The organism is Hymenobacter aquaticus, assembly GCF_004765605.1.
GTDB classification, from domain to species: domain Bacteria; phylum Bacteroidota; class Bacteroidia; order Cytophagales; family Hymenobacteraceae; genus Hymenobacter; species Hymenobacter aquaticus.
This window is the reverse complement of record NZ_SRLC01000001.1, coordinates 1051791-1077208: the sequence shown is the minus strand read 5'-3', so window position 1 is coordinate 1077208 and position 25418 is coordinate 1051791. Positions and strand designations below refer to the sequence as shown.

Genomic DNA, 25418 nt, shown 5'->3' with positions numbered 1-25418 from the left:
CGCCGCGGGGGCGGCGGCAAACCACGGCCCGGGTTAATTCGTTGTAGGAGGAACGTATGAAGCATATTGTCTACCTGAGCCGCGCCGTCCGCCCGCTTACCGACCACGACCTGCAACACCTGCTCGACCAGAGCCGCCACGACAATGCCCGCCACGGGATTACCGGCGTGCTGTTTTACAGCCACGGCAACATCGCCCAACTATTTGAGGGGGAAGATGAGGTGGCCGATACGCTGTTCGAGCGAATCGCCGTCGATAGCCGGCACTCGCACGTGCGCAAGCTCATCGACAAGCCAATTACCACCCGCAGCTTTTCCGGCTGGTCGATGGCCTTTCATCCGCTGGCAACCGAGGGCTTCGAAGCCCTGCAGGGTTTTTTGCTGCCCCACCACGTGCCACCCCCCCCGGAGTCGCTGCCCATTGCCGACTCGATGCTGGTTGAGCTGGTGCGGCTGGCCGTCTTCGGCCCCGACCCCTCGTTGCCTTACCAGCACGCCCTGCCCACCGCGCACTAGCGTGGTGTTGCTCCCGGCCCGCCGCCACCCCGTATCTTTGCCTCTAACCCGCACTAGCCCGGCGCCGGTGTAGCCCGCTATTCGTCCTTGATACCTTCCTTCCCCTTTGAGCAGATGCTGGGCCAGCTTCCGGCCGGCGTGGCCACGCTGGTCGGCCCCGACCTGCGCTACGGCTTCATTAATGACCGGATGCGCGAGCTGGTGGGCGACGGGCAACCCGGGCAGCGGGTAGCCGATGCGCCCGGTAACCTCCCCGCGGTGCTGCTGGACGTGCTGCCGCGCATCTACGCCGACGGCTCCGAATACACGGCCAAGGCCTGCACCTGCGGCCCCCAGCACTGCTACGACCTGGCCGTGCAGCCCTTCCACGACGAGCAGGGGCAGGTGGCCGGCCTGCTGCTGCTGGCCCTGGACGTGAGCGAGCAGGAGGCCGCCCGGCAGCGCGCCCACGAGCTGGCCCTCACCACCCGCCACCTCGATGCCCGTCTGCGGGTGCTCACCGAAACGGCCCCGCTGATGACCTTCACCACCGACGCCGGGGGAATGGTTACCTACGTCAGCCCCCAGTGGTACCGCTTCACCGGCCAGCCCCCCACCATCGACCTGACGGCCATCTGGCCCCTGCTGGTGCACCCCGACGACCGGCTGCGGGTGCTCTACGAGGCCGAGGCGGCCCGCCGGACCGGCACGGGCTGGAGCTACGAGTACCGGCTGCGCCGCTTCGACGGCGTGTACCGCTGGATGCTGAGCCGCGCCCTGCCCGAGGTGCACCCGCCCGACGCTCCCGTATTCTGGCACGGCGCCCTGACGGAGGTGCACCTGGCGCGCGAGCTAAGCGAGGCCCGCCGCCGGGGCGAAGCCGAGCTGCGGTTTCTGGCCGACAGCATTCCCGAGCTGATCTGGACGGCCTCGGCCGAGGGTCTGGTCGAATACTACAACCAGTTCACTATCGAGTACACCGGCCTGACCAAGGACGAGCTGGGCCCGACCGGCTGGGTGGGCCTGCTCTATCTGCACGAGCAGGCCGCCGCGGCCCGCCGCTGGGTGCAGAGCGTGGCCAGCGGCGAGGCGTTCGAGGGCGAGTACCGGCTGCGCCGCCACGACGGCGTGTACCGCTGGCACACCATCCGGGCCCGGCAGCTCAGCGACGCCAACGGCCCGCGCTGGTTTGGCACCTGCTCCGACATCGAGGAGCAGTACCGGTTGCGCCAGGTGCTGCAAACCCAGTACGACGAGCTTTCCCGCGCCCACCACAACCTCGACACGTTCGTGTACGCGGCTTCCCACGACCTGCGCCAGCCCACCAACAACCTGCGGGGCCTGTTTGAGGAGCTGCGCCGGGCCGCCACCTTCGCCGACCCTGAGCAGGGGCTGATGCTGGAAATGGTGGACAACGCCCTGGCTGAGCTCGACAAAACCCTGCTCGACCTGGCCACCACCGTCCGCACCCAGCGCCAGCAGCAGGAGCCCGTGGAGGTGCTGGATCTGGGCCTGCTGCTGGAAGAAATCCTGCTGGGCCTGCGCCCCGAGATAATGCAGCGCGGAGCCCGCGTCGATGTGAACGTGGGCGAGGCCCCGGGCCTGCGCTACAGCCGGGCCAATCTGCGCTCAGTGGTCCACAACCTGGTCAGCAACGCCCTGAAGTTTAGCCACCCGGCCCGCCCCCCGCACATCCTGCTGCGCAGCTACCTCACCCCAGACGAGGAGCCCGTGCTGGAAGTGCGCGACAATGGCCTGGGCATGCACATCGACGACCCGGCCCACCCGGTTTTCCAGCTTTTTGCCCGTCAGCACGCCCACGTCGAGGGCACGGGCGTGGGCCTCTACCTGGTGCAGCGCATCGTGGGCAGTCAGGGCGGGCACCTGGCCGTCAGCAGCACGCTCGGGGAGGGCACTACCTTCACCATCTACTGGCACACGCCCGCCGGCGGCTTCTAACGCCGCCAGCAGCTCAACGCCCCACCCGGCTCCGGCCAGATGGGGCGTTGGGGTAAGGGGCGCACCGGGGCTGCCGCTTTAGTTCGCCGCCGCCGGCGCGTCGTACAGCACGTAGTCCTGGTGCCGGCTCACGTCGGTTTGCACGAAGGCCGCTTTGCCCGCCTCGCAGAGCTGCACCAGCTCGTCGTAGAGGGTGTTGCCGGCGCTCAGGCGCTGTTGGGTGGCCCCCGCCGCCCCCGATTCGGCGTCGTGCTGCTCGCCGGCGGTCTTGAGCAGGGCCGCGTTCTGGTCTTCCAAGAGGCTCAGGTCGGCAGCCGTGAGGCCCTTGACGGCGTAGGTAGCCAGGTTGGCCCGGCCCACCCGCCCCACGCGCACCAGGCCCAGGTATAGGTCGCCGTCGGAGGCCGAGTTCAGGCCGCTGGTGCCGAAAGCCTTGTACTGGGGCGTCCGGTCGTTGTGCAGCAGGCTCACCATGCCCATAATGCGCTGCATGGTGCCCAGGGCGGCGGTGCGGGCGGCCTCCTTGGCCAGGGTGGCGGTGGCGGCCTGCTGCACGCCCTCGGTTTCGGTGGGCAGGGCCACGAAGGCGGCCGTGAGCCGCTGGAGTTCGTCGAGGCGGGCGGGCGTCACGCCGTAGCGGGCCAGGTCGGCCACGTCGCGGCGCAGGTGGCTCAGCTTCTCGCTGGCCGTGGTCACCAGGTCGGCCTGCGACATGTTGTAATGGGCAATTTCTGCTTTCTTTTTCATGGATATAGTAGAGAGGATAAAACAATAGCTGCCAGCCCGGTGCGCTCCGCCAGCGGCCCAGTAAGCTGCATAATTGCCCGCAGATTTGCAACGGTCTGATTTTCGGCCACCACGCCCGTTCGCAACCCGGCCGCGAGGCTTCGTAGCCTCCGCCGGAGCCTTCCAAACCCGCCGCCGGGCTTTTGAAGCGGCGGCCTTTGCTCCTGAAGCCTCGGCAGCTGCTTTCGAAGCCTCGCCACGAGCGTATGAAACCCCGCCGCGAGCGTATGAAACCTCAGCGCGTGCATTTGCTACGGCTAAAAAGTGGCCTGGCAGGGTGTAGAAGCGGTTTTGGGCCGAATAGGAGGTAAGCGGCCCGCCCGCCGGGGCAAGCGGCCCGAATCAGTATCTTTGGGCACTAGCCTACGTCATGGAAAACAACATCAAAACCCTGCGCATCCAGAATTTCAAGTCCATCAAGGACGTAACGATGGAGCCCCGCCGCGTGAATTTAATTATCGGGATGCCTAATGTGGGCAAGAGTAATATTTTGGAAGCAATGAGTTTGCTGGGGGGAGGTGAGGGGGAAAAAAATGAATATATTCGATATGAAGAAATTCGTCAGATATTTCGTGATAATTTGATTCGTAATTCTGTTAAAATCGAAACTGACAAGCAGTATGTTTTTTTTGGTGTAAATGATAAGCGTGACGCATTAGAGTTATTTTGGATTGCGAAGGAAGCATTTATGCGCTTGAAAGAAGCTGCTAAAAAAGCTCAATCCCCAGCCTACAATTATCCTTTCGACACGGAGGATGGTTGGTTACTTCAAAATTTGGAAGCCAGAGTAGATAAAGAGGATAAACTTAGTGATGATGCAAGGCTTAGTCCCGGTGCCTACATTAAGATGGATTTTAATGGCAAAAAAATGAAGTCACATTATTATATGTCATCAGCTAAGGTGGGGGAAAAGCCCATAGAATATGGAGTGAAAGTCTATAATTATGCGAAAAATGGCGTCATCGATGTTGATACATATCATTCTTCGTTATTGACCCCTGACGGTAAAAATCTTATTACTGTTATTCAGGCATTTCCTGAGCTGCGGAAGGAAATTGCGCGAATGTTTGATCTATATGGACTAAAATTACTTCTACGTATAGACGCCCGCCGCTTAGAGATAGTGAAGGATATGGATGGGATTAGTTATTCCTACCCATACTCCAGTATCGCCGATACCCTCCAACGCATTATCTTCTACCTTGCCGCTATCGAAAGCAACGACGACGCGGTAATATTGCTGGAAGAGCCCGAGGCGCACTCGTATCCGATGTATGTGTCGATGCTGGGTAAGCGGATGGTGGAGAGCCGCAACAACCAATTTTTTGTGGCGACGCACAGCCCGTATCTGATTACTGAGGTGCTGGAGCAGATGCTGCCCGACGAGGAGCAGGCCAAGGAGCTGGCTATTTTCGTGGCGTATTACGAAGACTACCAGACCAAGGTGAAGCAGCTCAGCGACGAGGAAGTGCAGGCCATCCGGGGCGACTCGGTGGATGTGTTCTACAACATGGCCCGCTACATTCCGCGTCCCGCCCATGGCTGAGTACGCGCTGTTCGTGCCCGAATGCAACGTGGATACCGCCCTGACCTTGTCGTTGGTGGCCTTCCGCTACACGTTTGTGAGCCATCGCCAGGGCATCGGGCAGGTGGCCCGCGTACTGGTGGAGCAGCAGGCCGCCGCGCGGGCCGGGCGCGTGGTCGTGGGCATGGTCGATCGGGACAAGAAGTTTGCCCAGGCTCCGGAGCTGGCTAAGTTCCGGCCGATGGAGCGGCCCCGGCGGGGGCAGGAGGAGTGGCACGAGATTCTGCAGCACCCGGAGCTGCCCAACCAATACCTTATCGTGCTCAACCCGGCCTGCGACACCTGGCTGTTCCGGGCCGCGCAAGAAGCTGGCCTGGCGCTGGCCGCGCTGGGGCTGCCCACCGAGCTGCCGGCCTTCATCGACTTCTGCAAGCAGGAAAACGTGGAGGAAAACCGGCTGATGCAGGCGTTGCTCCGGGAAATTCAGCGGGCCCAGCCCATCGCCTACCTCGACCTGGCCGAGTTTGTGAGTCAAGTAATGAATCTGGGCCCGCGTCGTCTGTAGGGCTAGTCCGTGGTTATTTGCTAGAACGCCAGGTCGTCGGGCTCGCCCAGCAGGCGGCGGCCCTCGCGGATAAGCTCCTGCTGCCAGTCGAAGTGGCCCTTGTCCTTCTTGCGGCGGCGGCGGCCCTCGCCGGTGGGGGCCTGCCGGATGCCCAGCTGCTCGCGCTGGCAATACTCGTCGTAGACGTGGGGCAGGGCGGCGCGCACCTGGCTGAGGTAGTAGCGGTTGGAGGCCTCGATGATGCCCTGGCGCCAGTCGGCGTGGGCCTGGATGGGCACCAGGCCGGGGCCGGCCTCCTGGAGGCGCGCCAGGGCCACCTCCAGGTCGGTTTCGTGGTTGCCCTCCAGGCGGGCGGCCATCTGGAGCTTGGCCTCGAAGCGGCGCAGGGTGCGGGCGGGCTCATAGCGGCGCAGCCACTCCCGGACCAGGTCGTGGAACTCCGGGCCAAAGGTGGGCGCGTGGGGGCGCGGGTCGTCGGGGGCGGGCGGTGGGGGCGGGTTCAGGCGGCGCCGTTCGGCGCGGGCCACCTTTTCGTAGTGGGCTTCCTGCTCGCCGCGCGGGTCGGGGAGCTGGCGCAGGTAGCCGGTGCCCCGGTGCAGATCCCAGAACTGGGTAAACTCGGTCAGGTCCTGCTCCAAGTCTTCCGGGTCGGCGTCGCGCAGGTGGGGGTAGCGGCGGTGCCGCCAGAAGTCGTTGCTGGGGTTGCCCAGATCCAGCTCGTCGGGGTAGTCGGCCTGGGCCAGGAAGGCGTCGAGCACGGCCACCTCGTCCTCGCTGACGGGCGTGAGCACCGGGCAGGCCCGGATGTCGTCGTGCCAGTCTTCGAAGTTGCCGGTGAGCTGGGCCCCAGGCACCGTCAGCAGCCCGGCCCGCCACTGGCACTCCAGGTCGAAGAGCTTCTGGTGCTGAATCAGCCACAGGCCCTTGTAGGCGGCCTTGTCGTGCTGGTGCAGCAGGTACTCCAGGCTGTCCTCGTAGCGCTTGCCGTGGTCGTACAGGTCCTGGAGCAGATAGGCGTAGCTTTTCAGGCAGGTGTCGTGAAACAGTGGGCGGTAGGCGTCGAGCCATTCGCGCAGGCGCGGGTCGGCCAGGATGTCGGCTTCGGAGCGGGGGCCGGATGGGGGAGTAGCGGGGGGGGTGTCGGGGGTATCAGCCATAAGAATAAGAAAGTAAGCGGCGGCAGAGTACGAAAAAAGCCCGGTATTCCGGGCGCCTTTCCGGCGGTTTCTTGCCGGCGGCACACATCATTATGTGATACCGCCGTATGGGGGCCGCGACTTTATTTGTGGTAGCCCGTATAGGCACTACTCCGCTCCTTATTTCCTCGCACCTATGGCATCATCACTACCTTCTTTTCCCGCCGGCTCCTCGCAGTCGGGCCCTACTGGTTCTTCGCCCTGGCGGCAGCGCGCCACGGGCTGGCTGCTGCTGCTGGCCCTGCTCAGCTTGCTGATCGTGAGCCGGCAGGTCAAAGCGCCGGGTCCGCACCCGGGCGTGCTGTCCCTGCTCAACATCCGCTAAGCCCGGGCTTACCCCCTAAAAAAGGCCCCTGCCGACTACTCGGCAGGGGCCTTCCGGGTTTTGCCGGCGGCCCGGCGCTACGACAGCGGCTCGGGCGCGGCCGGGCCCGAAGACGCCGGGCGCGACTTGTCCGGGGGCAGGGGAATGAACTCGTGGTTGTCGGTGGGGGGCAGGGCAATGCGGCCGGCGGCCCAGTCGGCCTTGGCCTGCTCGATGCGCTCCGGGCGCGAGGACACGAAGTTCCACCAGATAAAGCGGGGCCCCAGCTGCTCGCCGCCCAGCAGCATCAGGGTGGTGGCTTCGCGGGCCATGATAATGGGGTCTTGGCCGGGGGTGAAGACCAGCAGCTGCCCGGCCGCGTAGAAGTGGCCGGCTACTTCCACCTGGCCTTTGGCCACGTAGGCCCCGCGCTCCTGGTAGCCCTGGGGCAGGCCGAAGCGGGTGCCGGGCTGGAGCACCACGTGCAGGTAGAACAGGGGCGAGTGGGTGCGCACGTCGTTGCGCAGGCCGTAGGCGTTGCCCGCAATCAGGCGCATCCACACCCCGGGCTCGGTGAAGATGGGCAGCTCGTGGGGCTGGTAGTTGGTGAAGGTCGGGGCCGTTTCCTCGTCGGCCTCGGGCAGGGCCACCCAGGTCTGAATCATTTCCAGCTGCCCGCCGGCCAGGGCGGCCGGATCCTCAAACCGCTCGGAGTGGGCAATGCCGCTGCCGGCCGTCATCCAGTTGACCTCGCCGGGCCGGATGATCTGCTCCACGCCCAGACTGTCGCGGTGCGTGACCTGCCCGCCGAACAGGTAGCTGACCGTGCTCAGGCCAATGTGGGGGTGGGGCAGCACGTCGAGGTCGGGCAGCTGGGCCACCGGCACGCTGATGGGGCCGGCGTGGTCCATGAACACGAAGGGCCCCACCATGCGCCGCGCCCGGAAGGGCAGAATCCGCTTCACGTCGAAGCCGGCGCTGATGGATGCCTGGCGGGCGTTGATAACTAAGTCGAGCATAGGGCAGGAAAACTAGAATGGTAAGAGTGCCGCGTAAGTTATAGGGTTTCGACAAGCAACAGCTATAGGTGTTTGGCAAGCCGTCAAACCGAGCCCCCGGAGTGGCGGATATATACCTGGTATGTGTAAAAGCGTGCGAATACAACGATGACAATAATCTCGCTATGAAGGAGTAAGAAGCGTAAGCATTACACTCGCGCAGGCCGCTTTCAATTCCACACAGTCCGATTGAGGCTGAACAACGAAGCGAGGTTTTGTATGAATTTTCAAGATTTCAATTCCACACAGTCCGATTGAGGCTCGAAGGCCGGTAGATTTTCAGGATTTTGCTGATCCAATTTCAATTCCACACAGTCCGATTGAGGCAGGGTATATCAGCCAGGCTACGGCCGCGCAGGAGTTATTTCAATTCCACACAGTCCGATTGAGGCCACGTTTGTGCTGACCAGTATGCGCGGCGGTTACACATTTCAATTCCACACAGTCCGATTGAGGCGCCCTGCTTGGGCAGTTGCAGCGAGTCCACCAGATAATTTCAATTCCACACAACAGTCCGATTGAGGCACTGCTGATACAGGCCCTGCGGCCCGTCCCAGAGCAATTTCAATTCCACACAGTCCGATTGAGGCTTTGATAGCTAGAGCGCATAATAAAAGCCATGTACCATTTCAATTCCACACAGTCCGATTGAGGCGCACGGCCCAGGCAACAGATTCACCGAGCTGCTTCGATTTCAATTCCACACAGTCCGATTGAGGCGAAGGAGCCGTCTGGCGTGAACATGCTGATGCTGGTATTTCAATTCCACACAGTCCGATTGAGGAGTCGGTGAAATTGCTGAATTTCAATTCCACACAGTCCGATTAAGGCGTTGTGCAAACGCTTCTGGTGCTCCCGCCTGTAGTATTTCAATTCCACACAGTCCGATTGAGGCTACGCCGACCACCAGAACAAAACCGTGATGATCTACATTTCAATTCCACACAGTCCGATTGAGGCTCGACACAAGTAGATCAGCCGGGCCGCTGCAGCCCAATTTCAATTCCACACAGTCCGATTGAGGCATGGCTAGAAGTGCTGAGGGTCGTTGGGATTGTAGCATTTCAATTCCACACAGTCCGATTGAGGCACAAACCCCTGACCCGCCCTGCGCTGGAAAGCCTCATTTCAATTCCACACAGTCCGATTGAGGCGGTACTGTTCCATCTTCTAGGGTAGTACACAGATCAATTTCAATTCCACACAGTCCGATTGAGGCCCCTTCTTCATCGAGCGCAGGGAGTTGTTAATCTCCTATTTCAATTCTACACAGTCCGATTGAGGCTGCACCACGTCGCGCGCGGCGCGCAGTGTGGCCAGGATTTCAATTCCACACAGTCCGATTGAGGCCCGCCAGAGCAGCCCGCTACTGGAGGACCTTGACCCATTTCAATTCCACACAGTCCGATTGAGGCGCGGGCCGGCGGCATCTTCAACTACGCCAACACCCAATTTCAATTCCACACAGTCCGATTGAGGCCAGCAGCCGGAGTCCATCTTCGGACGTGTCGGTAACATTTCAATTCCACACAGTCCGATTGAGGCCCCATGATGACACAGGTTTCCTCGACGGAAAACATAAATTTCAATTCCACACAGTCCGATTGAGGCATCAAGACGCAGGCAGATTACGCCGCCAAGAAAACATTTCAATTCCACACAGTCCGATTGAGGCCCGCGCCTGCACCGCATCTTCAAGCTGGCAGCCGTCGAATTTCAATTCCACACAGTCCGATTGAGGCGGAGTTAGGGGATGATTCCCCGAGCAGCGCCTACACTATTTCAATTCCACACAGTCCGATTGAGGCCATCGGTGTCCGTCGCGTAGGTAATGCTTAGCACCTATTTCAATTCCACACAGTCCGATTGAGGCGTTGTCCTGCCCACGGGAGGCGGCGGCGAAGTCGAATTTCAATTCCACACAGTCCGATTGAGGCCCCGATGAAGGACTTCATGAAGGCCGTGCTCAGCTATTTCAATTCCACACAGTCCGATTGAGGCCTGCGCAACCTGGTGCAGGAGCCCGGGCACGATAACCTATTTCAATTCCACACAGTCCGATTGAGGCGGTTATAGGTGAGGCCGGCCAGGAAGAACTTGGCCCATTTCAATTCCACACAGTCCGATTGAGGCCTGGTTTGTGCGCGTGGGCGACGTGGTACCGCAGCTATTTCAATTCCACACAGTCCGATTGAGGCGCCGCGCCCGGCTACCTACTGCTCCGAAAAAATGGAATTTCAATTCCACACAGTCCGATTGAGGCTGGCGTTGAGGCCGCTGGCCACGGTGCTTTGCCCCTATTTCAATTCCACACAGTCCGATTGAGGTAAGGCGGTAGTGAAGAACAGCCGGGTAACGTTACGGCATTTCAATTCCACACAGTCCGATTGAGGCGGCCGAAGCTACACGCCTCCCGCCAGCAAAAACGGTATTTCAATTCCACACAGTCCGATTGAGGCCTTCCGCCGCTTCCCGGTCTGCCTTGGTCAGCTTCAATTTCAATTCCACACAGTCCGATTGAGGCAAGGGGCGCTGCTGGATACCAAACCCAGCGACTATTATTTCAATTCCACACAGTCCGATTGAGGCACCGCCCCGCCCAGCACGGTAAAGCCGGTCTGTGCGATTTCAATTCCACACAGTCCGATTGAGGCAACGAACACCCCGCCACTCAGCAAAGCCCGAACCTATTTCAATTCCACACAGTCCGATTGAGGCGGCACCCGAACAGGGCAGCCCAGATCTCTTCTTGCAATTTCAATTCCACACAGTCCGATTGAGGCTTCTCGGCTCCGGTTTCCCCGGTGGTTATTTACGAAATTTCAATTCCACACAGTCCGATTGAGGCTTCGATTCGGATACCGCCCGCGTGAAAGCCAGCGCCATTTCAATTCCACACAGTCCGATTGAGGCATCAGCCCCCGGCCTTTGAACCGCACCCCGTCACCGATTTCAATTCCACACAGTCCGATTGAGGCCTTGCAAGGAAGCGCGTAGGCGCGGCGGGTTGACTTATTTCAATTCCACACAGTCCGATTGAGGCCACCGCCTACAGCATCATCAACTACATTCTGGCTACATTTCAATTCCACACAGTCCGATTGAGGCCCACAGGTGCTGGGATACGCTCACAGTGAACTTGCCCATTTCAATTCCACACAGTCCGATTGAGGCCTGCCACCCCGCCCCCTGCCGAGCAAGAAGTAAAGCATTTCAATTCCACACAGTCCGATTGAGGCCCGGCGCATCCTGGCCCTGTGCGACTTCATCTTAACATTTCAATTCCACACAGTCCGATTGAGGCCCGGCCGATGGGGAAGGCAGCCTGGGCCTGATGCTATTTCAATTCCACACAGTCCGATTGAGGCTGGTGTCGTAAATAGGAAAAAGCCCTGGCCAACGCTATTTCAATTCCACACAGTCCGATTGAGGCGCTCGTTCGGGGTTGGTCTTGTAGTGTTCTTCTACTATTTCAATTCCACACAGTCCGATTGAGGCAACGCGCGGAGGCCGCCAGCCCCGCTCCCTGGAAATATTTCAATTCCACACAGTCCGATTGAGGCCTGAGCGGCCAGGGCTTGCTGCAACGTGGGTGCCGGCATTTCAATTCCACACAGTCCGATTGAGGCCGGCGACCTGAAAAAGCAGCTCGATACAACTTTCCTATTTCAATTCCACACAGTCCGATTGAGGCCTGCAACGTGGCCCGCAGCGCGGCGTCGTTCAGGTTATTTCAATTCCACACAGTCCGATTGAGGCTGGAACACCCCTAATTACACTGCCCTGTTCCGAAAGATTTCAATTCCACACAGTCCGATTGAGGCAACACTAAACCACTGACAATTATGGAATCTTCACCTATTTCAATTCCACACAGTCCGATTGAGGCTTGCCGCGTCGAGCCTGTCGGCTTCGGCAAAAGCCTATTTCAATTCCACACAGTCCGATTGAGGCGGGCTCTTTCCCGTCCTTAGCTTCCATCATTTCATAATTTCAATTCCACACAGTCCGATTGAGGCCGACAACGTCATCGACGTGCTGCTGATTAACCAGTCATTTCAATTCCACACAGTCCGATTGAGGCAACGCCGCCCGGGTGCCCCACAACGACCGATTGTTATTTCAATTCCACACAGTCCGATTGAGGCCCGACGCAAAAAGGCTCTTACTAAAGCTTGAAGCTACATTTTTGTCCGTAAACTGAACGCACGAAGTCGTCGCTCGGCAATAACAAGCTTTTACCCAGGCAGCGACGACCCATGGTAATCAATTACTTAATCTTTACGGCAACTTCCTTAAGCAGTGCAGCTACAAGGTTTAGGGCTGATAGACGACTCCCGGGCTACAGGAAGGTATCCAGCCGGTTGCGCTCCTGGCCCACGACCTGCTTCTCCAGCCATTGCTGACTGCGGCTTTTAAATATCAGCACGCTATCCTCATCGGGGTTCAGAAATTCGTGTGCCTTGGCCAGGAGCTCTTTCAACTTGACCTCCGAGATTTCACCTTCAAACACTGAATTCTGTATCCAGTTCAGGTAGCGGCGGCAGAGCTTGAGCATCTTGCCCACGCGCTTCTCCCGGATATCATACACCAGCAATACGTACATCTTACCACCAGGCTTTAAACGGTTTGTATTCCTCCATCTGCATCAGGTGTTTGGTGAGCTTGTAGCACTCCAGCTTGATCAGGTGCTGGTAGCTCACGCTGCGCTTGAGGCTGCGGTGCTGAATTGTTTCCTTCAGCCGCTCCTCGAATACGCGCACCACCGTTTTGCGGGCCGATTCCTTGAGTACGCACCGGCCCAGGTCCTGCACGAAGTCGCTGGGGCGGATTTCCTTTTTGTTGAGCACCCGGAAGATGAGCCGGTCTACCAGCAGCGGCTTGAAGACTTCGGCCAGATCCAGGGCCAGGGAGAAGCGGCGGGTGCCGGGCTCGTGCAGAAAGCTGATGGTCGGGTTGAGCTGGGTGTGGTAAATCTGGGAGAGGCAGGCCGAGTAGCAGAGCATGTTGCCAAACGACATCAGCGCGTTTAGCTCGTTCTGCGGGGGCTGGGTGGTGCGGGTGCCAAAAGCGTAGTCGGCCGGCACCAGCCGGTCAAAGGCCCCGTAGTAGGTCTGGCGAATGTTGCCTTCCAAGCCCATCAGCTCCGGTGCGGCCGGGGCGAAGGAAAGGGCCGCCACATAGCCTTCAATCTGGCCGATTTCCTGCGCCACGTCGCGGCCCCGGCCCTGGTAGTAGCGCAGGTTCTTAAGCAGGTTGAAGGCCGAGCCCTCCACAAACTTGCGGGCCAGGACAATACGCTTGGTTTTGGAGGTGTAGTGTTGCGTCTGCTGCACCTGCAGCTTGCCGGCCAGCAGGTATTCCTTCGCCATAAAAGAGCCGGTATAGTGCTCATAGTAGTCGAAGAAGTGTACCGAAATGCCCTGCTTGCCCAGAAAGTTATAGAGCGAGGAGTTAGCGTCCAGCGACCCGAACACGTACAGGTCGGCCACGTCCTCCACCGGCAGATACTTCACCTGCCCCGGCAGCCCTTGCTCGTCGTAGGCCGTGTATTGCAGCGTATTGTCTTTGCGGCTAAGCCGGCCGGGGTTGAACAAATAGTAGGTCTTACGCATAGAATTACGGGTGTAGTTGGGATACGTGCGCTTCGCGGTGGCATTCAGCAAAGCCCGCTCACTCGCCCACGTAGCAGAACTCGTAGTAGCTGCACTGCCGACACAGCGGCTTGTTGATGACCGGCGGACACTCGGGGGCCGTCACGACTTGCTCAATGCCGGCTTCCCACTGCGGAATGGCTGCCCGGTCGGCGTCGGTGAGGACTACGGTCTGCGTCTGCCGGATCTTGGGGTATTCCAGAATGCCGGTGGGGCCTGCCACGCCGTGCCGCTCCAGCACAAAGAGGTAATACTGCAGCTGCGCGATGCTGGCGTGCTCCAATTTATCGGAGCGCTTGATTTCATGAATTACCCGCTCGTGCGGATCATATAAGTCGATTTTGATACCGTCAATCTGGATTTCGCGGTAGCGGGCCGCCCGCTGCGGGTAGGCAGTCAGGTGCAGCAGTGAGCCGTCGGCCACATTGGCGTGCGTGTGCTGAAAGCTGATGCCGTTATGAAACAGCCATAGCTTACGGTGGCAGATGTGGTAGTAGTTGATATGCTTGCCCGTGATGTGCATGGCACTGCTATAGATTTACAAGAAAGGAATGAGCCGTTTCAGTGCTGAAACGGCTCATTCCTTTCTTGTCAGCCGGCTAATTGATTTTCATAGTCAAAAGCTTGTAGCCGCGCAATTAGCTGCTGCTCGGCTCGGTCCAAGGCGTCGGCGGCGCCATATGCTCCGGCAATGTAGCCACCCGCAGGTAGGGCAACATAAATGGAGGCTCCGGCCGTTTCGTCCAGCAGTGGCTTCGCCGTTGGCTTTTCGGTGTCTTCGCGCAATTGGCCCCGAATAGCTCCGGCCAGATGATTGGCGTTGTCGCTTATAGCCAGAGCCAGCGTTTCCATCAGGCTGAACGTGCGGGCTTGGTTGCTGGTGATGCGCCAGTTGATGAGGGCATGGGCTAGGGCCGGAATGTATTTGTCGCGGTGCTCTTTGGGAGCTAGCAGGCAAGGGCCGAACACGTTACGCGTTTCAGTCCAGCCTTTATCTTTCAGCTCCTGCACTTTCGACGGGTGCAACTCCGGTTCCAGCGTATTGGTGGAAACGCAGAATAAGGTGCGCAAATCCACGCACACATCGTACACGAATAGGCCAGAGGCGCGGCTGTGGTCGGGAATCCAGATGCGGTTGGGTAGGTTGCGCTTGGTATTCAGCAGCAGGGTGTCCACGTCTTCCTGCGTCAGCTCATTGCCTTTCTCGTCGCGCACGCGCACCGGGTGGTGAGTAGGGTGAGAGGTCCGGTCGAAAGTCAGGTTTTCCCGCTCCCGCTCCAGGCCGCCCAGCAGCGGGTGCAATGGCCGCATAGCCGATATAGAGAGCGGGCTACGTCGCTTGATGGTGAACTCCCCGGTTTCGGCCCGCATATAGCCGCCCAGCAACTGGTCTACGTGCGTCGGGTCGCAGGGCGACCAGGGCTCCTTTTGCTCGAACTGCACTTCGGCATTCTTGCCCTTTTTGATTTGCCAGTTGAAGGTAATGGGCGCGGGTGGCACGTTCAGGCCGGTAGTCAGCGCATCCATAATACTGCGCTTTACCTGCTGGCCGCTGGAATAGGCTTGCCGAACCCCAAACTGGGCGTCGGTATAATATTTCTGACCATCCTGCACGGCAAAGACGGTGTGTTCGGCGTGGCGTAGGCCTCGCAGGTAGATGTAGGGATTCATATAAGCAAGAAATTAAGCGGGAGAAGATTCGGTTGGAATAGCAAGGCTGCCCTGGCTTTGGCGCGCGACGTAGCGGAAGCGCGTCAGAATGATGAACAAGGGGAAATTATCCACGGGCATGAGGGTGGCCTGACGGACGGCCTCATCAAACACGTCGAGATAGGACCCGGCCTGGCTGCCGGATTCGGCTAGAATGTCGGTCAGGCGGTCAATAAAGGCAGCGCGGTTACGCACAAATACGCCCTCCGCTTGCCGGTCCAGATTTTTCTTGCCGCGCCCACTGTCGCGGTGGTCGTTACGTTGGGTAAACTGATGCAGAGCCTCCGCCAATCGGTCGGCAGCGGTATAGAGTTCCTGATTGTTGAGCATGGCAAGTATCCAGATTTGTTGAAAGGCAAATTGAATGGCAGCTTCTTCGGTTTTAATGGAAAGGGGTTTGGGTGCGTAGTCGGGGCCGCCCACGTAGTCGCGCAGCTTGGCCGGCTCGATGGCCGCCAGACCAATTGCCCCCAGTTGACAGGCCCGGGCGAAGCCATAATGAGTAGCGTAAAGCCGCAACAGCGCATCTGTGCCTGCACTTTGCACCGCTTCCGGGAACAGGAACAGTTTGCTATTCAGGTCGCATAGCCGATTTATACTGCCTAACTGCAAAGGCACAAAGCCAATAGTTTTATTATCCTTTGCCAGACAATAAGCATAGGCCATGAGATTCTGATCAGGGTAGTGATATGCCAGCGAAAACAAAATTTGCACCCACTCACGAGTAGGGATGGACAAGACACCAGCTGTTTCCACAAGCTTGATTTCAAACTCATCTAGCGGATGGTTTGGCTCGAAATGACGGTTGAATGAATGGGCCAACCAATGGCCATTCCAAGTATCAATTTGATTACCCTTCAAACCAGGCCGTTGCTCCAGGTAGGTTCGGTAGTGTTTCCACCCTTGGAATAATGTCCATAAAACATCGTCCTCACTAATTAATAGTGAAAACCCGCTACCTACTCCAACACCTAATGCTCCGCCTATCCAGGAGCAGTAAATGTCTTCGTTATCGATTTTCGGGCCGATGTTCGATACTTGGCCTGAGGTGGTGCCTTCTACGCCAGCTGCCGGAAATCCAATAACAAAGCTTGCATCTGGAACGACAGAGGCAACCTTATGGTGGAATGTCGCCAACTGAATATCCGACTCTGTTTTACCTGCAACTAAGTTGCCCTGTGCTACTTTTTGAGCGAAGGGAGAATTAGGCACCCATTGCAGGTAGCGCTTATGGGCATAGAAAAGCGGGTAAAGCTGCTGCTCAAAAAACTGCCGGGCCGTCAGGTCCTCGCCGGTTCTCTCCCGGTAAAGCATGAGCAGCCGCCGGCCGATATAGCTGGTATACATGGCGGAAGAGTTTATAAAAATGAATCATGGTCTTCAAACTGGAGGCCTAGTTCCTCGTAGTCCTCGTTGCCGGGCACCACAAAGGGCATATTGCCGACCTCCAGCCGCTCGTATTTGGTTTTGTGGGCGTACATGCTGCGCCAGCTGACTGGAATTTCCAGCATCGTGCGTGCTTCCCACTTGGCATCAAGGTAAGCTTGACGGTCAGCCTCCAGAATGCAAGCCGTAGATTCGATATCGAGTACATCCACCAATACTGAGCGGGCATTATTGCATAGCTCCCGCAGCCTACACCGGTCGCCATCCCAGATGACGTGGGTACTGATGTTGGACACTTCCAGGGCTGGGTATACTATATCAATGCGAGCCTGCAGTTCCTGCTCGGGGAGTCCCTGCCCGTGTTCGGGCAGCTGAGCGAAGCTGGCCTGCACGATGGCCCGGTCGTAGGGCAGGCAGCTGGGCGCGGGTTCCAGTACGTGGACCGGCTTGAGCTTACCGATGGTTTCAGTGGTGCGGCGGCGGTTCACGCGCCCGAAGCGTTGCACCAGCGCATCCAGCGGCGCGGCTTCGGTGAGCATCCGGTCAAAGCTGATGTCCAGACTCACTTCCACTACCTGCGTGGAAACCACGAGGCAAGGACCGGGCTTGGCGGGGTCGTTGAAGTCTTGTTCGAGGCGCTGCTCCCGCTCGGCCCGGTCGCCGCGCTTGAAGCGGCTATGCAGCAGCAGGCGCTTGATTTCGGGAAACTGGCGGCGAAGCTGCTTGTAGCGCTGCTGCGCCCCTTGCACCGTGTTGCAGATGACCAGCACCTTTTCGCCGGCTGCCAGCGCCGCTGCTAGGATATCGTCGGCTTCCTCGGGCCAGGCAGCTGGGTTTTCGGGGTCGCGGGCAATCTTGTGCACTGCGTGGCGGTCAAACTGCCGGAGGGTTTCGGCGGGTAAGGCTACTTCCGCCACGGCCGCCGGGCCACCCAGGCGGCGCAGCAGCTCCTGGTACAGTACCGAGGGCATGGTGGCCGTGCCAATGTGGATACGGCAACCCAACCGGGCCAGCGCCGCCACAATTTCCAGTACCATCGACTGGGCCTGGGCCGCGTAGGTATGCACCTCGTCCAGAATAATGTCGGCCCCGCGCACGTCCAGTATCACGGCCTCATAGCCCGGCGTCCCGAACACGACGGCCGCCAGTTGATGAGGAGTCAGCACCTTCACCGAAGCCCCCACCAAGGATTGCAGCTGCTTTTCTACCGCGCCCCGTTCTTCCACCAGCTGCGAAATAGCGTGTTGTAGCCGCACATGCCCCCCTGTATTAGCTGCCAGCATTCGCCGGAACATGGAGTTAATGGATGCCTGAAAGGGCAATGTATAGAATACCCGTCCCCGGCACCGGCGCAGCAGATAATCGGTTTTACCCGCGCCCGTAGGGGCCACTATCAGCGTATGCTGCTGAGGTTGGTCGGCACCTTCCAGCGAAAGAGGGTAGAGCGGGGCTGTCCGGTTGAAGAATGATAAGTCCGGTGCGTCAAAAAGCGTCGGCAGTTGCCCGACCGCATCATGTTGCAGCGCGGAAGCGAAGTGGTCGGCGGCTTGCAACACGCCCCGCCATGCCGACCAGCCTTTACGCTTAGTTTCGCAGTGCTGCACGGCAAATTGTATGGCGGTTTCGGCTTCGGCCCGGGGGATGGGGTGGGTGGCAACGCCGAGCTTTTCCAGCACGGCCAGCGCACCGGGTGCCCAGGCGTCCCAACCAGCCAGATGGTCTTGCTGCCAGGTGTGGCTCCGGTCTTCCAAGTCCAGAATGCCTTTGCCGAACATATCGTTGGGCTGATGCATGGGCTTATGGTGAGCCACCACCATATCGATGATAGCTGGCCAGTCGCTTCTGTCGACCAGCGGCAGAAACCCCAGCGACGATAATTCATGTCGGTGTAGGATGGTATTGGAGGCCTGGACGGTTTTCATGGCCCGTAGCTTGCTCTGGAAGGCCGGGTGCGCCTTGCCTAAATCGTGTAGTGCGGCTCCAAGCATCGCCAATCGTTCATCGTGCCCGGTAGCCCGCGCCACGGCGACGGCGGCCTCCATCACATGCCGGGTATGATCTTCCAGACTTAGCTCACCCCCATGACTGGCGCTCTTGGCTAGGATATCGTCCGTGTTCATAATACCGCTGCCACCTGGCGAATAGGGTTTCCGGTAATTTCCAAGCGGCCGTGCATTGGGGCACCTTCCGCGAAGCGGTTGAAACCTACCAGAAATGCTCCAGTTTCGGAGGCGTCAGCGGGCCGCAGTTCGAAGCCGATCAAGGCATCAAAGTCGGCTTCTTCCAACGTTCGGTGCTCAACAGGCAGCACAATGTCTTCGTTACGACACAAGCACAGGTGCTGGGTCGCAGCTAGGTCAGCATCCTCTGCGCTGGCAAAAGCCAGATGTAGCTCCGGTTCTAGCAGAACTCCCCGCACCAGAATAGCGTGGGGTCGCGTCATCTGCTGCTTTTTCTTCTCATGAATCCAACCACGGGGCTGCGTCTGCTCTTGCTGCATACTCAACCCGGTGTAACTGAGTTTATGACGGAGGATCTGTGTCACGCCCAGCTTCTGCCGCATTCCTTCAATGACGGAGGGGGTAAGGAATTGCTGGGAGTATGTCTCACCATCCCGAACAGCCGTCCATGGCTTTAGATAGCCGAACGGGCCTGTGTACTTTACCACGTAAAGCATAGTGCAAACTCAATAAATCGTGTAAAACCCTACTCCAAAGCCCCACACCCCAGCCCCGTGCTATTCCCGACCCCCACGCACCAGGCAAACCGAATCTGCTCGGCCGTGCCCGTCACGATGACGGGGCACTGGCTGGCGCGGCACTGCACGGCTTTATAGCGGAACAGCTTGGTTTTGGCCCCGGCGTAGTCCCGGTCGAAGCGGACGGATGCACCCGCGTCTGGCAGTCCAGCCTGCCGGAGCTTGTGGCGCAGGGTGGCGGTGAGTAGCTCGTCGGTGCGTGGGTTTTCGTAGGTGAGGTGGTCGGCAGGTTTGCCGGGCTCCGCTTCCCACTTGATAAACACCGGACTCAGCACCCGGAACGCCTGCTCGCCGTCCTGGAAAGGGGGAGGAGTGAGCAGCTGGGCATCGCGCACCCGCAGCCCCAGGCCCAGCTCCGGCTCCCGGACAACGCCGCCGACGAGGGTGTGGATGAGCTGCGGGTCGTGGGCGGAGATACTCCAGTGCGCCCCGTCGCGGAACCAGAGGCCGCCGCGGCGGCCCTGGCCGCCCCGCAGCCAGGAGAGGGAGTACAGCGAAAGCCCGTCGTGCAGCTCGTCATTATGACCCAGCCAACGATGGAATGCTCCTTTGAGCAGGGGAAGGTGGTCGAACGGAACAGCCTGGCTGCCCGTGAGGTAAAGCTGTAAGCGCATTCTTCTGGTTTCTGATAGGACGGTAAATAGCAGCTAAAAATATTAGCCATTAGGTAGCCACAAGAAGAAGGATTAGCTTGAGCTATACAACTATATTTTTATCTTTTTTCGTGCTTTATTGCTGTCTTACACCGTTCTGACTGATGGTTGCGGCACGTAGCTTGTCCACTTGCACCAGGGCTGGTTTTGCAAGTTGTATTAGCACGGTGCCCAGGGTAGGTAGGTAGGTAGGTAGGTAGGTAGGATCAAATACCATTCTGCGGAGCGGCCGGCGGCCGTTACCATACCCTGCAGCCGAGGCCTCGCCAGAGATGCTACCCCGCTCGCATCAGTTCAGCCCTCGGCTTCTGGTACGCAAAACGCCCCTCCCGGTAACTGGGAGGGGCGTCGAAATAGCAATAAGTGTACTTGTAGTGAGGTGCTCTACAGGGCGGCTTTGCGCGCTTGCACGGCGGCGATAAAGGCATCGACTTCCGCCAGTTCGGCGTTGAGACGGGCCAGGTCCAGCTCCCGGCCGAGCAGGGCCAGGATGCCGTTGCTGCCTACGCGCCGGTTCAGTACCTTTTGCTGATACTCCAGGCGCTCTTTCTCGGTCAGCCACTTGTCTTTGGCTGGGCCCTCGGGTAGCGTGGGCAGCATGGTAGCCAGGCCCGTAAGCTGCGCGGTAATGGTGGTGAGCTCCGCCTGCACCTGGGGCGCCGTGGTGGCCAGGTTGCCACTCTCAAACTCCCGGTTTTGCCGGCGGTTGGTCAGGATGGCCCGCTCCTTCTGGGCGGCGGCCAGCACCTCGTCGCACTCGGCGGCGGAACCCAACTGATTTAGGGAATAATTCATACGGTAATGAAAAATAAGAAGGGTGAGTATTATGCCAGCCCGCACCCGCGGGCTGCACGGTTTAAACTGATCTGCACGCATCTTATTGCGTTTATTGCAAATAAATTACCGCCAGTTTGTGGGCCTCGTCAGCTTCGTACTCCAGGGCGCGGATGCGCAGCCCGAGCAAGGCCTGAGCCGTGGCACCACCCGCGGCGAGCTGGGCGACAGCCTGCCGCGTCAGCCGGCCTAGCCACACCGCTTCCGGCTCCTGCAGTGATCCGGCCGGCGGGGGTGGTGGGGCGGCCCGTAAGGCCGTGGCTAAGACCAGGCGGGCGGCACTCTGATTCGCCCGAATCTGTAAGCGGGCCAGCTCGGTGCGCAGCTGCCCGGCTTCCCGCAGGCACTCCTGTTGTCGTTGCACCAGGGCTGCGGGCGCGGGCAGCTCCGGCAGCGGGCCGCCGTTAGCCGCCGCCTCTCCGGCAGCTAACGGACTCAGCGCCTCCGCTGGCAGGGCCTGCACCAACCGACTCAGAGGGAGCAAGGCGACGCGTGGTAGGGGGCGGGTGCCCAACTCGGCGTAGGCAAGCTGCTCGCGCCCAATTCCCAGATACTTGCTCAGGGTCAATTGGGACACTCCCAGGTAGGAGCGAATAAGGGGAAGAAGCTCTCCCGGAGCAGTTGTCATAATAGAGAAGGTTGGTTACCGGTTTTAAAAAATACGAAAACCCGTAACAGGAATGCCGTTACAAGTTTTTGTTTTTTTAAAACCGGTAACAAAGTTGCTGCCAGATATACTCTTCGCCGCTATTCCGGCTTGGTCCGGTTGAGGTAACTGGTTTTACCCGAATGGCACGATGGACTACCTGTTTCGATTCTAGCTGGTCCGATTTCCTGCGTGCTGGCTGATACCGTCACCAATGAAATGAGCAAGTTTCGATTCTAGCTGGTCCGATTTCCTGTTTGAAAGCCCTACCGCGTCGGCTTCGCCCACGGGGGGCAATTCCATCCGGGCCAACTGAAGGCCTTGGGTACCGGCTGACCGAGCGGAAGAAGATTCATTTTCAATTCCACCGGGTTCGAGTGAAAGCCGGAAAGAAAAGCATAAGTCCGCAGCCGTAAGATGAGCTATAGCCTCAGATCGGCGGAGTGCAGGCCTGCCGCTGGTAACAGATGGTACTTTGCCCGGCGCCAGTTGTGCCGGTAGGCGGATGAAAGGGAGTATCCTGCTTTTAGAGTACTAATTATTTTGGTATGTATTTCGTGGTTAGATAAGCGCAAGAGGAGTATTGCCGAGCTAAAACTACGTGGTGAATTTGTCTTTGGCTAATATTTTTAGGAACTTTATGGCCGGCTGCCGCATTAGAAATATTGCGTTCTGCGCAGCTAACGGTACTTTTGATATTCCGGGCTGCCCCCCCTGGCGGCCCGGCCGGCTCCGATTTTCTTCGTAGCTTTTCCCCTGGCTGGCTCAGCGGAGTTCGTCGTTTGGCCGGCTTCCGCTGGGAATCAGGCCGTTTAGAGTAAAAAGCCTTCCGGCCCCACCGCCGGAAGAGAGGTACAAGAACATAAACCGTGGCAGGCGCCACACCCCACCGTGTCAGAAGAGAAGAACCCCCACGACCCCCATTCCGAAGAGCAGCAGCCCAACCTGTTTGGCGCCGGCGACTCCTTTGAGTTCGGGTCCGCCACGCCCCCGGATGCCGCCGCCGACGCTGCCGCCGGCGCGGAAACTCCCGAGTTTGTCGTCAGTGAAGCCGGCGAGCTGCTGCTGGCCGAGTCGTCCGCCGACGTGCAAACTCACACCGAGGCCGAGCCCGTGACGGAGGAAGAAACCGAGGAGGAGCCCAAGTTTGCCCCCGGCGAAACCATTCACGACGTGGCCACCGTGGCCGGCATGTACCAGAACTGGTTTCTGGACTACGCCTCCTACGTGATTCTGGAGCGGGCCGTGCCCGCCATTGAGGACGGCCTCAAGCCCGTGCAGCGCCGCATTCTGCACGCCATGAAGGAAATGGACGACGGCCGCTTCAACAAAGTCGCCAACGTCATCGGCCAGACCATGCAGTACCACCCCCACGGCGACGCCAGCATCGGCGACGCCATGGTGAACCTGGGCCAGAAGGACCTGCTGATCGAAACCCAGGGCAACTGGGGCGACATCCGCACCGGCGACGGCGCGGCCGCCCCGCGTTACATCGAGGCCCGCCTCTCGAAGTTTGCCCTCGACGTGGTGTTCAACCCCGACATCACCGAGTGGCAGATGAGCTACGACGGCCGCAAGCGCGAGCCGACCACGCTGCCGGTGAAGTTCCCCTTGCTGCTGGCCCAGGGCGTGGAAGGCATTGCCGTGGGTTTGAGCACCAAGATCATGCCCCACAACTTCCGCGAGCTGTGCAAGGCCTCTATCGACGTGCTCCGGGGCCGGGAAATCCAGCTGTTTCCGGACTTCCCGACCGGCGGCCTCTGCGACGTGACCAACTACAACGGGGGCCTGCGCGGGGCCAAAATCCGCCTGCGGGCCACCATCGAGAAGGTCGACAAGACCATGCTCGTCATCCGCGACATTCCGTACGGCACCACCACTACGGCGCTGATGGAAAGCATCGTGAAGGCCTCGGAAGCCAACAAGATCAAGATCAAAAAGGTGGTCGACAACACGGCCGCCGAGGTGGAAATCCAGGTCCACCTGCCCACGGGCGTGAGTCCCGACCTCACGATGGACGCCTTGTACGCCTTCACCGACTGCGAAATCTCCATCTCGCCCAACACCTGCGTGATTATCGAGGAGAAGCCGCGCTTCGTGGGGGTGGAGGACATGCTGAAGCTGAGCACCCAGAAAACGGTGCGCCTGCTGGAGCGGGAGCTGGAAATCCGCCAGGATGAGCTTCAGGAAAAGTGGCACTCGGCCTCGCTGGAGAAGATTTTCATCGAAAACCGCATCTACCGCAAAATCGAGGAGTGCGAAACCTGGCAGGACATTCTCGATACCATTGAGAAGGGCCTGAGCAAGTTTGTGCGCGTGGAGGGCTCCAAGGCCAAGGCCGACGACCAGCGCATCGTGCTGCGCCGCCCCATCACCGAGGACGACCTCACGCGCCTGACCGAAATCCGCATCAAGCGCATCTCCAAGTTCGACGGCTTCAAGGCCGACGAGTACATTCAGAAGCTGGAAACCGAGCTGGCCGAGGTGGCCGACAACCTGGCCCACCTCACCCGCTACGCCATTGCCTACTTCGAGAACCTGCTCAAGAAGTACGGCGCGGGCCGGGAGCGCAAAACCCAGCTGCGCACCTTCGACGTGGTAACGGCCCAGAAAGTGGCCGTGGCCAACCAGAAGCTCTACGTGAACTACGCCGACGGCTTCGTGGGCTACGGCCTGAAAAAGGACGAAAGCGCCGTCACGGTCTGCGACTGCTCGGACCTGGACGACATCATTGCCATCCGCCGCGACGGCACGTTTGTGGTGACTAAAATCGCCGAGAAGACCTTCGTGGGCAAGGATATCCTGCACGTGGGCGTCTACAACAAGAACGACGACCGGCTGGTCTACAACATGATTTACCTGGATGGCGCCTCGGGCATCAGCTTCGCCAAGCGCTTCCTGGTCACGGGCATCACCCGCGACAAAGTCTACGACCTGACCAAGGGCACCAAGGGTACCAAAACGCTGTATCTGACGGCGAACCCTAACTCGGAGTCGGAAATCGTGAGCGTGCAGCTCTCCGACAAGGCCCCGGCCCGCGTCAAGCAGTTCGACTTCGACTTTGCCGAGCTGGCCATCAAGGGCAAGGGCTCGATGGGCAACATCGTGACCAAGCAGCCCATCAAGAAAATCACCCAGAAAAGCCTCGGCGACTCGACGCTGGGCGGCCGGGAGGTGTTCTTTGACTCCGTGGTGGGCCGCCTCAACACCGCCGGCCACGGCCGCTACCTGGGCACCTTCGACACCGACAACACGGTGCTGGTGGTCTACAAGGACGGCAGCTACGAGCTGAAGTCGCCCGACCCGGCCTACCACTTCGACGTGCCCAACATCGTGCTGCTGCGCAAGCTGGAGCCCGACACCGTGCTCAGCGCCGTGTACGCCGAGGGCGAAACCAAAATCCACTACGTCAAGCGCTTCAAGATTGAAACCAGCACCCTGGAGAAGCGCTTTACCTTCATTTCCGAAACCAAAGGCTCGAAGCTGCTCTGCGCCACCTGCTTCCAGGAGCCGCAGGTGGAAGTGAAGCTGCAGCGCGACAAAAAGGCCGACAAGGAAACCGAGAAAATCGGGCTGCACGAGTTCATCGACGTGAAAGGGTGGAAGGCTATGGGCAACAAGCTCAACTACTTCAAGATTCACTCGGTGGCCTTGCTCACCGATGAAGGCCCCGAGCCGGAGCGCCGGCAGGTGGCCAAGAAGAAAGGTCCGGCCACCATTCCGCGCCCGGCCGCGCCTGGCCCCGAAGCCACCGGCCCCCTGCCCGAGCTGACCGGCCCGGTGGATGTCACGAATGAAGACATTGAGCGGGCCCAGGCCATCCTGCGCCGACCCAAGGCCCAGCTCGGCTTGTTTTAAATTAAAACGTACCCCGGTTGAGAAGCTGGGGT

19 protein-coding genes and 2 CRISPR repeat arrays are annotated in these 25418 nt (G+C 59.5%); of the genes, 6 read left to right on the top strand and 13 right to left on the bottom strand.

Features of this window, described 5'->3' with window-relative positions; genetic code table 11:
* Positions 1 to 56 precede the first annotated feature (56 nt).
* Positions 57 to 515, top strand: coding sequence for a BLUF domain-containing protein (locus E5K00_RS04335; RefSeq protein ID WP_135462034.1), 459 nt, complete (start codon positions 57 to 59; stop codon positions 513 to 515).
* Positions 516 to 602: 87 nt separating this feature from the next.
* Positions 603 to 2453: a sensor histidine kinase gene (locus E5K00_RS04330; protein WP_135462033.1), complete on the top strand. Its 1851-nt coding sequence runs from the start codon at positions 603 to 605 to the stop codon at positions 2451 to 2453.
* 78 nt (positions 2454 to 2531) lie between these two features.
* On the opposite strand, the gene E5K00_RS04325 is transcribed toward E5K00_RS04330, so the two are convergent.
* Entirely contained in the window at positions 2532 to 3200 is a 669-nt protein-coding gene (locus E5K00_RS04325) for a hypothetical protein (RefSeq protein WP_135462032.1), read from the bottom strand.
* Positions 3201 to 3609: 409 nt separating this feature from the next.
* Here E5K00_RS04325 and E5K00_RS04320 point away from each other — a divergent pair, with 409 nt between their 5' ends.
* Both E5K00_RS04320 and E5K00_RS04315 read left to right on the top strand, forming a co-directional pair.
* Positions 3610 to 4785, top strand: coding sequence for an AAA family ATPase (locus E5K00_RS04320; protein ID WP_135462031.1), 1176 nt, complete (start codon positions 3610 to 3612; stop codon positions 4783 to 4785).
* A complete protein-coding gene (locus tag E5K00_RS04315; protein ID WP_135462029.1) occupies positions 4778 to 5329 on the top strand; it encodes a hypothetical protein in 552 nt (183 codons plus the stop codon). The genes E5K00_RS04320 and E5K00_RS04315 overlap by 8 nt, the downstream gene beginning before the upstream one ends.
* A 20-nt stretch (positions 5330 to 5349) precedes the next feature.
* Here the strand turns inward: E5K00_RS04315 and E5K00_RS04310 are convergent, their stop codons facing one another.
* A complete protein-coding gene (locus tag E5K00_RS04310; protein ID WP_135462027.1) occupies positions 5350 to 6486 on the bottom strand; it encodes a hypothetical protein in 1137 nt (378 codons plus the stop codon).
* 175 nt (positions 6487 to 6661) lie between these two features.
* Here E5K00_RS04310 and E5K00_RS04305 point away from each other — a divergent pair, with 175 nt between their 5' ends.
* The gene (locus E5K00_RS04305; protein ID WP_135462026.1) at positions 6662 to 6850 is read left to right on the top strand and encodes a hypothetical protein; all 189 of its coding nucleotides are present in this window, start codon (positions 6662 to 6664) and stop codon (positions 6848 to 6850) included.
* Positions 6851 to 6927: 77 nt separating this feature from the next.
* Here the strand turns inward: E5K00_RS04305 and E5K00_RS04300 are convergent, their stop codons facing one another.
* From E5K00_RS04300 to E5K00_RS04250, 11 genes are all read right to left on the bottom strand, one after another.
* Positions 6928 to 7848: a pirin family protein gene (locus E5K00_RS04300; protein ID WP_135462024.1), complete on the bottom strand. Its 921-nt coding sequence runs from the start codon at positions 7846 to 7848 to the stop codon at positions 6928 to 6930.
* A gap of 206 nt (positions 7849 to 8054) precedes the next feature.
* Positions 8055 to 8344: a CRISPR direct-repeat array (repeat unit 29 nt; unit sequence ATTTCAATTCCACACAGTCCGATTGAGGC).
* 344 nt (positions 8345 to 8688) lie between these two features.
* Positions 8689 to 12035: a CRISPR direct-repeat array (repeat unit 29 nt; unit sequence ATTTCAATTCCACACAGTCCGATTGAGGC).
* 194 nt (positions 12036 to 12229) lie between these two features.
* Positions 12230 to 12493 (bottom strand): CRISPR-associated endonuclease Cas2, encoded by a 264-nt coding sequence (gene cas2 / locus E5K00_RS04295; RefSeq protein WP_135462022.1) that lies wholly within the window; start codon positions 12491 to 12493, stop codon positions 12230 to 12232.
* Between the two features lies 1 nt (position 12494).
* Positions 12495 to 13502, bottom strand: coding sequence for a type I-B CRISPR-associated endonuclease Cas1b (gene cas1b, locus E5K00_RS04290; RefSeq protein ID WP_135462020.1), 1008 nt, complete (start codon positions 13500 to 13502; stop codon positions 12495 to 12497).
* Between the two features lie 58 nt (positions 13503 to 13560).
* The gene (cas4, locus tag E5K00_RS04285; protein ID WP_135462018.1) at positions 13561 to 14064 is read right to left on the bottom strand and encodes a CRISPR-associated protein Cas4; all 504 of its coding nucleotides are present in this window, start codon (positions 14062 to 14064) and stop codon (positions 13561 to 13563) included.
* A gap of 68 nt (positions 14065 to 14132) precedes the next feature.
* On the bottom strand, positions 14133 to 15212 hold the full coding sequence (locus E5K00_RS04280) for a CRISPR-associated protein Cas7 (protein ID WP_135462016.1): 1080 nt from the start codon (positions 15210 to 15212) through the stop codon (positions 14133 to 14135).
* A 12-nt stretch (positions 15213 to 15224) separates the two neighbouring features.
* Positions 15225 to 16598 (bottom strand): hypothetical protein, encoded by a 1374-nt coding sequence (locus E5K00_RS04275; RefSeq protein ID WP_135462014.1) that lies wholly within the window; start codon positions 16596 to 16598, stop codon positions 15225 to 15227.
* A gap of 11 nt (positions 16599 to 16609) precedes the next feature.
* Entirely contained in the window at positions 16610 to 18757 is a 2148-nt protein-coding gene (cas3, locus tag E5K00_RS04270) for a CRISPR-associated helicase Cas3' (protein ID WP_135462012.1), read from the bottom strand.
* Complete coding sequence (locus tag E5K00_RS04265) at positions 18754 to 19314, bottom strand: hypothetical protein (RefSeq protein ID WP_135462010.1); 561 nt, start codon at positions 19312 to 19314, stop codon at positions 18754 to 18756. Before E5K00_RS04265 ends, cas3 begins: the two co-directional genes overlap by 4 nt.
* A gap of 29 nt (positions 19315 to 19343) precedes the next feature.
* Positions 19344 to 20009, bottom strand: a complete 666-nt coding sequence (cas6, locus tag E5K00_RS04260; RefSeq protein WP_135462008.1) for a CRISPR-associated endoribonuclease Cas6 — start codon at positions 20007 to 20009, stop codon at positions 19344 to 19346.
* Between the two features lie 423 nt (positions 20010 to 20432).
* Positions 20433 to 20843, bottom strand: a complete 411-nt coding sequence (locus E5K00_RS04255) for a hypothetical protein (protein WP_135462006.1) — start codon at positions 20841 to 20843, stop codon at positions 20433 to 20435.
* 91 nt (positions 20844 to 20934) lie between these two features.
* A complete protein-coding gene (locus E5K00_RS04250; RefSeq protein ID WP_135462004.1) occupies positions 20935 to 21459 on the bottom strand; it encodes a hypothetical protein in 525 nt (174 codons plus the stop codon).
* 1182 nt (positions 21460 to 22641) lie between these two features.
* Here E5K00_RS04250 and E5K00_RS04245 point away from each other — a divergent pair.
* Positions 22642 to 25386, top strand: a complete 2745-nt coding sequence (locus E5K00_RS04245) for a DNA gyrase/topoisomerase IV subunit A (protein WP_262710085.1) — start codon at positions 22642 to 22644, stop codon at positions 25384 to 25386.
* Positions 25387 to 25418: the final 32 nt, after the last annotated feature.